This is a genomic window from Bacillus sp. 95MFCvi2.1 (assembly GCF_000374965.1).
GTDB classification, from domain to species: Bacteria; Bacillota; Bacilli; order Bacillales; family Bacillaceae_G; genus Bacillus_A; species Bacillus_A pseudomycoides.
Map to the genome: position 1 here is coordinate 136,527 of NZ_KB895702.1, position 7,850 is coordinate 144,376.

The following is a 7,850-nucleotide window of genomic DNA, read 5'->3' on the forward strand; positions in this document are numbered from 1 at the left end:
TCACTCGCCTACTTTAAAATATTTTCGAATAATTCATTGGCAGGAACACTCTCTTTTGTCATGCCTTTTTCTTTCAACCATTTATTTTGTTTTTCCCATGACTCTTTCGTATCTGATAAAAATGGCTCATCTTTCGTTTCCATTTTCTCTAACAAAATTTTCATACTTTCTTTTTCAACTTCTGGAACAAGTGGGAAATTTTCCTTTTCTTGATGATTTAATAAAATACCCAGTGCTTCGTCTGGATTCTTTTTCATAAATTCATATCCTTTTTTCGCACCTCGTAAAAAGGCTTGCAACGCTTCTTTATCTTTTTCCAACGTTTTATCACCTGTTACAAAAACAAGTTCATGATAATTTGGTACACCATAGTCAGCTGGGTTGAAGTACGCTGGTTCATGGCCTTCATGACGCATAACAGGAACTTCATGGTTAATATAAGCACCTGTGACAGCATCTACTTTTTTCGTAATTAATGCTGGTACTAAATCAAATCCAACATCTACTACTTTTACAGTATCAGGATTACCACCAGCTTCTTTTACCATCGTTTTTAAATACGCTTCACTTAAAGGTGTTCCGGAATAACCAACTGTCTTTCCTTCTAAATCTTTTGGTGAATTGATTCCCGCTGATTTTAATGATACGACGTGATTTAATGGTGAACGGACCACAGCTCCGATTGATTTCACTGGAATTTGTTCATTTGCTTTTGCAATGACAACGTCTGGTTGATAATATAAACCAACTGTTACTTTCCCCGCTGCCGCTAATGTTAATGGATCGGTTGGATTAGAAGGGAATTTAATATTCACCTTTACTCCTTCTTCTTTAAAGTATCCTTTTTCAATCGCTGCATAGATAAAACTATGCACCGCATTTGGATACCAGTCGAGCATAACTGTTACTTCTTTTTCAGCCTTTTTCTTTTCTGATGATGAATTGCTAGAACATCCTGCAATCATTGCAACTAATAATGTAAACACAAAGATGCGTTTGAATAATTTCATGAATGTTTCCTCCAACTAATGAATTTCTTTTCTAATATAGAAACAAATAATACAAATAAAATAGCTAGTAATGATAGAAGCACAATCGGTGCAAACACACCAGCTCCGTCTAACTGTGTCATCATTCGTTTACTAAAGTATCCTAAACCAGCTTGTGCACCAAGCCACTCACCAATTGCTGCTCCAATGACACTAAGTGGAACAGCAATTTTTAAAGCAGAGAAAAAGTACGGAAGTGCAGATGGCAACTTTAACTTTAGAAAAATATCTTTTTTCGTTGCACCATATGTCACTAAAAGCTCCTCCCATTCCTTTTTCGTGCTGCGCAATCCATCATACGTATTTACCGCAATGGGGAAAAAGGTAATCAAAACTGTCACAACGACTTTGCTCCAAATTGAATAGCCAAACCATAAAACAAATAATGGTGCTAAAGCAGTAATTGGAATCGTTTGTGAAGCAACTAGTAACGGATAAAAAGCTCTTTCTATCCATTTACTCGCATTCATAGACATCGCCAGTCCAACACCAAGTACAATAGAAATAACTACACCGATTAAGACTACATATAAGGTTGCTGGCAAATGAACTGTAAGTAATATGTCACGCAGTGCCCACATTTTAGCTAGAATTGCAGTAGGAGATGGCAAAATATACATCTCATCTACAATTCTAGCCCCCACTTCCCAAGCTATGAGCAGTATGCTACTTAAAATCAGTGCAGGTAGTAGCTCTGTCACACGTTTCATACGAGCACCTGCCTTTGCAGCATACCGAGTAACTCATCTTTTAGCCCTAGTATCTCAGGCTTATGCAAATCTTTTCTTGAGCGCTCCGTTCCAAGTGGTACAACACGCTCCGTTAAAGTTGTTATAGGCTGCTCTGTCACTATTAAAATCCGATTAGAAAGAAAAAGTGCTTCTTCTACATCGTGTGTAATAAATAAAATGGTTTTTTGCCACTGTTTCCATTGCTCAAACAACCATTCTTGCAACGTTGCTTTCGTTAATGCATCTAATGCGCTAAACGGCTCATCTAACAATAAAATGTCCCCGCCTGTTAATAAAGTTCGAATAAAGGACACTCGCTGCCGCATACCACCTGATAAATCTTTCGGATATTTGTTCTCGTATCCTTGTAAACCAAATTGTTCTAACAGGTCTTTTGCCTTTACATGTGCTTCTTTTTTCTTTATCCCCTGGCACTCTAACGGCAGTGCTGCATTTTCAATAATTGTTCTCCATGGCAGAAGCATATCTTTTTGTGGCATATATCCTACAGGATGACTCGAGGTTTCTGTAAGTTGAATCGTTCCAGCCGTCGGTTCTTCTAATCCTGTAATTAAACGAAACAATGTACTTTTGCCACAGCCACTCGGTCCAATGATGCTAACAAACTCTTTTTCTTGCACGAAAGCATCCAGACCCTTTATAATTGGCTTTTCATCATAATGAAAGGAAACATTATGAAACTGTAGTATGCTCTTGCTCCTCAAAACCCCACATCTCCTTACGATACGCCATATCCCAGAATAAATACTCAAAGCGGCTAGAATATAAGAAAACCTCTTCTAATTTGTCTAACTCTTGTTCAGACTTTCCTTCAGCTAGTTCATTTAATAAATCCATTAGCCAAATGCAAAGTTTTCCATACTCTTCTGAGCTATATCCTTGAATCCACTCCCCAAAGAACTCATGATCCCTTGCTCCTGGAATATCATTTAAACGCTTTCCAATTTCCCAGTAGCTCCACATACATGGAAGCAGAGCCGCAATTAACTCTGCAAGCGTACCATTTTGAGATACTGACATCATATAGTTTGTATACGCTAAATTTTTAGCAGATGGTTTTGCCTCTTCCATCTCTTGTACAGAAATACCAAGGCGTTTTGCATACTGTTTATGGATCGTCATTTCTCCATTTAAAATGCCGTCTATTTGTTCTGCAAATTTTGCCATAACTTGCGGATTAGTCGCTTTCACAACTCCAATTGCATATAATTTTGCATAATCTAGTAAATATAAATAATCTTGTATGATGTAATATTGGAATTTATCCTTTTCTAATGTACCGTCCCCCATCCCAGTTACAAATGGGTGATTATGACTTTTTTCCCAAACAGGCTGTACTGTCTCAAATAATCTCTCACAAAACTTCATTTATATTTCCCCTTCCTTTATATCAATTTATTCAAATAAAAAACCACTCCTCTATAAGAAGTGGTTACATCAAATAAAAATACATTTATTCGTTGCTCCACTTCCCTACGCTAGCATAATCTAGATCAGGTCTGTAAGGGTTAAGGATTATTCCTCTCTCAGCACATAAAGCACCCCTAGTGGTTTCTACTATAAAATTGTCAAATAAAAAAGCCCTGTTTCTTTACGTAAAGAAACAGGGACTTACTGTTAATGTCCGAATTGCTTCCCTACGCTAGCATAATCTAGATCAGGTAATAAAGGATCAAAGACTCTCGGCCTTACTCTCAGCTGGCAACACCAACTCTCCTAGCACAATATGAAATTACCATAGTCAGTATAACACTGTCATCCATCATCAGCAACTGTTTTAACTTATCCCAATCCTATTTACGAGCCATGAATCCAATACAAAGTAAGAATTCTTTACATCAAAGTTCTACTTATATAAAATATGAAAAATAAATATATATATCCATTTTGATTTTCCAACATATAAGTCGCGGCTATGAAGAATAAAAGGTGACCTGTACTCATTTTCTCTTTTTGTTTAACTTAGTACGGGGTAGGAAAAGGATCTAACCGCTTCTATGCATGGTCGGATGCTCTCTCCCTCCTAAAAAGAAAGCTTTTCTGTCAGTTTTTCAATTTAGATTTATATATCTATTCAGAAAATATCAATTATCTTTAATCCATATTATAATGATTATTAATCTGTTATTCTTTTAATATATTTCGATTCCATTAAAAAATTGTTATTTTTCTCATTTCATATTACAGTTATATGAATAATGCACAAAATATTATATCTTTATACTATAATAGGGAATGTATTAACACATCTATGGGGGGCTAATATTAGATGAAACAGAAAGCTACAGCTTTAACGGCAACTACTGTCGCAGTCGCATCTCTACTTCCATCCATAACTCAAGTAGATACACGTACTATAGCAGCTCAAGAATTGCCTACACAAGACACTCAATATATAAAACCGAATCTAAAAATATTATATTCGAATAATAAAATAAAAGCAAGGAATAATGCTAACTCCGTAAAAAATACAAATATTTCTACATCTACTAAACGGAAAAACAGTTATATTGTAAATGTTGGTGATCAAGTTCAGATTGGGGAATTGTTAGGACATATGGGAAATACAGGCCATTCATTTGGGCAGCATCTCCATTTTGAATTACATAATGGTGAATGGAATTTTGAAAAAACAAACGCAGTAAATCCACTGCAGTATTTAGTTCGGTAATATTATATGCCACGTAATATTGCCTTAATAATTGAGTATTTGGCTTTTCTCGGTTTAATTTGTTGTTTAGTAATTTACAATACTAACATTGTTTTTTTGAGTATCGTTATCTTATTTGTTACTATCGAATCTTTGATGGAAGCATTCAAAATCCGACTAAAGAAACACATTTCTCATATATATACTGCATTTGTTATTATCGGCGGTTTAATAACAAATATTATTTATAGTGGTTTTCACCTGGCTGCTATATTCCCTGTATTTTTTATAGGGGTACTACTCATTATTTCCCAATATATTTACATTCCTGATCACCGTAAGAAACAACAAGAAGCTTAGAATGGACGTATGTCTACTTCTCATTTACGACTAAATAAAAAAAGGTCTCACTTGAAGTGTGAGACCTTTTTTTATTTATACATTATAGAGAGTGAACAAGGGAAAGCACAAAACTTTTCTTTACCCACACGCATATCGTTCATAAATAAAACTTAAATTATATTTCTTCTCTAATCCCACTCGTTGTTCATCATCACACCAGTAAAATAAAATATCATGAATCGTTGCATAACGTTTATTCTTTAGAAATTGTTTGATAAATGACGGTAAACAATCATGTAATTGTATAAATATATAATTCCGCAAAAGTTCTTCCTTATGTTCAATTCCTTTACAAACATACATCAACTCTTCACAATAATATGCATGTTGCGGAACTTGAATCATTTCAAAAAATGGTACATATGATAATAGTTTTCCAATGAAATGCTCATATCGATTCATAAATTCAAACGACATGTGCTCCATCATTTCTTTCATTACATAAAGATAATCATCCACATGCGTGGTTTTTAATGGATTAAGGCGATCAGAAATTTGAGAAATTACAGCCCTTTGACATGCAACAACAGAACGACTTGGTCCATAATATGTTAAAAAATCCGTACACTTACGATATTTTTTTAATAAGTCATATATGTATAAGTCATAAACGTATGTATTGCAGTATATTGCTAAGTTCATCATCTCTTGATCTAATTGTTCTTTGGACAATAATTTTGCCTGTTTGCAAATATAAAAGAATGTAAGTTCCATTACTTCCTTATGAGATAATAGCTTCTCACATTTTTCAATACACTCTGTATTAAATTTAATTCTTTCCCATATCATTACATCATCATTTTCCAATTTACCAATTCGATATTTTACAATTAAGTAGTTCCAAGCCACAACTTGAGTTAAAATATCCCACGTTTCATATTCCATAGATGTATGTACAAATTCATCTAATCTTTGATTCACCATAAATGTATACGCTTCCTTATACCAACCGATTTTCTGGCATAAACGAACAATACGAATTAAAGTTGGTATTTCATCCTTATGGAACTGCGGTAAGTCCTGCACCTTATTCATTCCATATAAAATAAACGGAGCCAAGTTTTCTTGTTTATAAAATTCTTTTTCTTTCCAAGCTAAAATTGTCCGTTCTTTTCCTTCGCCTTTTGGATGATTTGGTACAAGTAAAGAAAATAAATCCGCAAAATTATTTGGTTCTACATAAACATCTGTAACCAAATTCCAATTTGGATTACTTTGTACATCCCTCATATCATTTCCCCTCCATTTCTATTTATATATAAAATCTTTGATAGCTTAGTAGATAAACATAATATTATAAATATTAATATATTCAAAATAAATTATAAAACTTATATTTATTATTATATCATTTTTAACATAACAAAAATTAGCAATAGGAATTTTTAACCAAAATTTCAAATGAAATTAGCATATATTATTCTTCATATATACTTAGTTAAGCATCTTTACACCTTATATACATCTATGCCTAACATTTTGGATACGTTTTAATAACAATATAATTTTGCTTGCAGTATTAATAAAGTGAAACTTCCATCAGTAGGGATTTTCTTCATCCACCACTGATGGAAAGTCCTCACCAATCGGGCTTTTACAGGCAGTTATCCCTCACCTATCTTCCTTGCTTCTCTCTGAACCTTGAGGTGGGGGGCTTACTGCCCGTTAATGCGGAATAAAACGTATCCAATCTTACCTATTCTCTAGCACCTAAATACACTGTATGTTGTAGCCTGAAAATAATCTGCATCTATTCGTTATTCTGTATGCTCGGAAATCTCACTTAAAGCAAATCCAGCTTGATCATCAGCTTTCTCTGCTATTGCTAAATCACCTAGCGCTAACATCCCAACAAGCTCTCCATTCTCAACTACAGGTAGTCTCCTGATTTGATGCTGTGCCATTAACTCTGTAGCATTTTCAATAGGGTCATCAGGAGATACGGAAACAATTTCTGTTGTCATGACATTTGTAATTTTATTAGACCCAGGATGTTTCTCAGCAATTCCACGAACAACTAAATCACGATCTGTGACAAGACCAACCACTTGATTATTCTCTACAATTGGAATCATCCCAATGGCCTCTTCTTTCATTTTCACAGCAGCTTCATATACATTATCTAGCGGTGTACATTGCACAATATCGGTACTCATAAATTCTCTAACTGTTGTCATGTAGCTCTATTCCCTCCTTTTTATACATACTATAGTTTTTCCAAAATCCCTCTATTTATTTCATAATAAATAGAGGGATTTTGGATTGACGATATCGTATATTAGAAAAGAACGTAACTTCACATTATATTTTTCATAAGAAAAAAAGAGCCAGCTAATTGCTGACTCTTTTTTATGACCCGTACGGGATTCGAACCCGTGTTACCGCCGTGAAAGGGCGGTGTCTTAACCGCTTGACCAACGGGCCATGGCTCCGCAGGTAGGACTCGAACCTACGACCGATCGGTTAACAGCCGATAGCTCTACCACTGAGCTACTGCGGAATATGGTGGGCCTAAATGGACTCGAACCATCGACCTCACGCTTATCAGGCGTGCGCTCTAACCAGCTGAGCTATAGGCCCATATTTCTTACAGGGGCAGTAGGAATCGAACCCACACTGGAGGTTTTGGAGACCTCTGTTCTACCTTTAAACTATGCCCCTAAGTGGTGCCGGCTAGAGGACTTGAACCCCCAACCTACTGATTACAAGTCAGTTGCTCTACCAATTGAGCTAAGCCGGCTTGTCAAAAAAAAAGATGGCTCGGGACGGAATCGAACCGCCGACACGAGGATTTTCAGTCCTCTGCTCTACCGACTGAGCTACCGAGCCTTTATATAAATGGCGGTCCCGACCGGGGTCGAACCGGCGATCTCCTGCGTGACAGGCAGGCATGTTAACCACTACACCACGGGACCATTTGGTTGCGGGGACAGGATTTGAACCTGCGACCTTCGGGTTATGAGCCCGACGAGCTACCGAACTGCTCCACCCCGCGAC

General features: G+C 35.9%; 8 protein-coding genes, 8 tRNA genes and 2 riboswitches. Of the genes, 2 read left to right on the forward strand and 14 right to left on the reverse strand.

Annotated features, from left to right (window positions below):
* Nucleotides 1-8: 8 nt before the first annotated feature.
* Genes C568_RS0118325 through tenA form a run of 4 tightly spaced genes read right to left on the reverse strand, consistent with a single transcriptional unit; the run spans nt 9 to nt 3,169 of the window.
* Nucleotides 9-1,010 (reverse strand): ABC transporter substrate-binding protein, encoded by a 1,002-nt coding sequence (locus tag C568_RS0118325; protein WP_018782382.1) that lies wholly within the window; start codon nt 1,008-1,010, stop codon nt 9-11.
* On the reverse strand, nt 1,007-1,759 hold the full coding sequence (locus C568_RS0118330; RefSeq protein WP_018782383.1) for an ABC transporter permease: 753 nt from the start codon (nt 1,757-1,759) through the stop codon (nt 1,007-1,009). Before C568_RS0118330 ends, C568_RS0118325 begins: the two co-directional genes overlap by 4 nt.
* Nucleotides 1,756-2,505 carry an ABC transporter ATP-binding protein gene (locus tag C568_RS0118335; protein WP_018782384.1) on the reverse strand — a complete coding sequence of 250 codons (750 nt, stop codon included), beginning with the start codon at nt 2,503-2,505 and terminating at the stop codon, nt 1,756-1,758. The genes C568_RS0118330 and C568_RS0118335 overlap by 4 nt, the downstream gene beginning before the upstream one ends.
* Complete coding sequence (gene tenA / locus C568_RS0118340; protein ID WP_006093584.1) at nt 2,474-3,169, reverse strand: thiaminase II; 696 nt, start codon at nt 3,167-3,169, stop codon at nt 2,474-2,476. The genes C568_RS0118335 and tenA overlap by 32 nt, the downstream gene beginning before the upstream one ends.
* Nucleotides 3,170-3,254: 85 nt before the next feature.
* A riboswitch (TPP riboswitch) is annotated at nt 3,255-3,357 on the reverse strand.
* A gap of 61 nt (nt 3,358-3,418) precedes the next feature.
* A riboswitch (TPP riboswitch) is annotated at nt 3,419-3,529 on the reverse strand.
* Nucleotides 3,530-4,070: 541 nt separating this feature from the next.
* Here tenA and C568_RS36140 point away from each other — a divergent pair.
* Both C568_RS36140 and C568_RS0118350 read left to right on the forward strand, forming a co-directional pair.
* Nucleotides 4,071-4,472: a M23 family metallopeptidase gene (locus C568_RS36140; RefSeq protein ID WP_018782385.1), complete on the forward strand. Its 402-nt coding sequence runs from the start codon at nt 4,071-4,073 to the stop codon at nt 4,470-4,472.
* 6 nt (nt 4,473-4,478) lie between these two features.
* Complete coding sequence (locus C568_RS0118350; RefSeq protein ID WP_018766918.1) at nt 4,479-4,811, forward strand: hypothetical protein; 333 nt, start codon at nt 4,479-4,481, stop codon at nt 4,809-4,811.
* 120 nt (nt 4,812-4,931) lie between these two features.
* Here the strand turns inward: C568_RS0118350 and C568_RS0118355 are convergent, their stop codons facing one another.
* The 10 genes from C568_RS0118355 to C568_RS0118400 form a co-directional block, all read right to left on the reverse strand.
* Complete coding sequence (locus C568_RS0118355; protein WP_006093582.1) at nt 4,932-6,083, reverse strand: DUF3965 domain-containing protein; 1,152 nt, start codon at nt 6,081-6,083, stop codon at nt 4,932-4,934.
* A 527-nt stretch (nt 6,084-6,610) separates the two neighbouring features.
* Nucleotides 6,611-7,030, reverse strand: coding sequence for a CBS domain-containing protein (locus tag C568_RS0118360; protein ID WP_006093581.1), 420 nt, complete (start codon nt 7,028-7,030; stop codon nt 6,611-6,613).
* A 175-nt stretch (nt 7,031-7,205) separates the two neighbouring features.
* Nucleotides 7,206-7,277: transfer RNA gene (locus C568_RS0118365), tRNA-Glu, on the reverse strand.
* A 1-nt stretch (nt 7,278) separates the two neighbouring features.
* Nucleotides 7,279-7,353, reverse strand: a tRNA-Asn gene (locus C568_RS0118370).
* A gap of 3 nt (nt 7,354-7,356) precedes the next feature.
* Nucleotides 7,357-7,433 (reverse strand) — tRNA-Ile (locus C568_RS0118375).
* Between the two features lie 10 nt (nt 7,434-7,443).
* Nucleotides 7,444-7,514: transfer RNA gene (locus tag C568_RS0118380), tRNA-Trp, on the reverse strand.
* 3 nt (nt 7,515-7,517) lie between these two features.
* Nucleotides 7,518-7,593 (reverse strand) — tRNA-Thr (locus C568_RS0118385).
* A gap of 16 nt (nt 7,594-7,609) precedes the next feature.
* Nucleotides 7,610-7,682: transfer RNA gene (locus tag C568_RS0118390), tRNA-Phe, on the reverse strand.
* A gap of 10 nt (nt 7,683-7,692) precedes the next feature.
* Nucleotides 7,693-7,768 (reverse strand) — tRNA-Asp (locus tag C568_RS0118395).
* Between the two features lie 3 nt (nt 7,769-7,771).
* Nucleotides 7,772-7,848 (reverse strand) — tRNA-Met (locus C568_RS0118400).
* Between the last annotated feature and the right edge of the window lie 2 nt (nt 7,849-7,850).

Excerpts from the sequence above, each read along its gene's own strand:
- C568_RS0118325 (WP_018782382.1), bottom strand. The coding sequence starts at position 1,010 with ATGAAATTATTCAAACGCATCTTTGTGTTTACATTATTAGTTGCAATG.
- C568_RS0118330 (WP_018782383.1), bottom strand. The coding sequence starts at position 1,759 with ATGAAACGTGTGACAGAGCTACTACCTGCACTGATTTTAAGTAGCATA.
- tenA (WP_006093584.1), bottom strand. The coding sequence starts at position 3,169 with ATGAAGTTTTGTGAGAGATTATTTGAGACAGTACAGCCTGTTTGGGAA.
- C568_RS36140 (WP_018782385.1), top strand. The coding sequence starts at position 4,071 with ATGAAACAGAAAGCTACAGCTTTAACGGCAACTACTGTCGCAGTCGCA.
- C568_RS0118350 (WP_018766918.1), top strand. The coding sequence starts at position 4,479 with ATGCCACGTAATATTGCCTTAATAATTGAGTATTTGGCTTTTCTCGGT.
- C568_RS0118355 (WP_006093582.1), bottom strand. The coding sequence starts at position 6,083 with ATGAGGGATGTACAAAGTAATCCAAATTGGAATTTGGTTACAGATGTT.
- C568_RS0118360 (WP_006093581.1), bottom strand. The coding sequence starts at position 7,030 with ATGACAACAGTTAGAGAATTTATGAGTACCGATATTGTGCAATGTACA.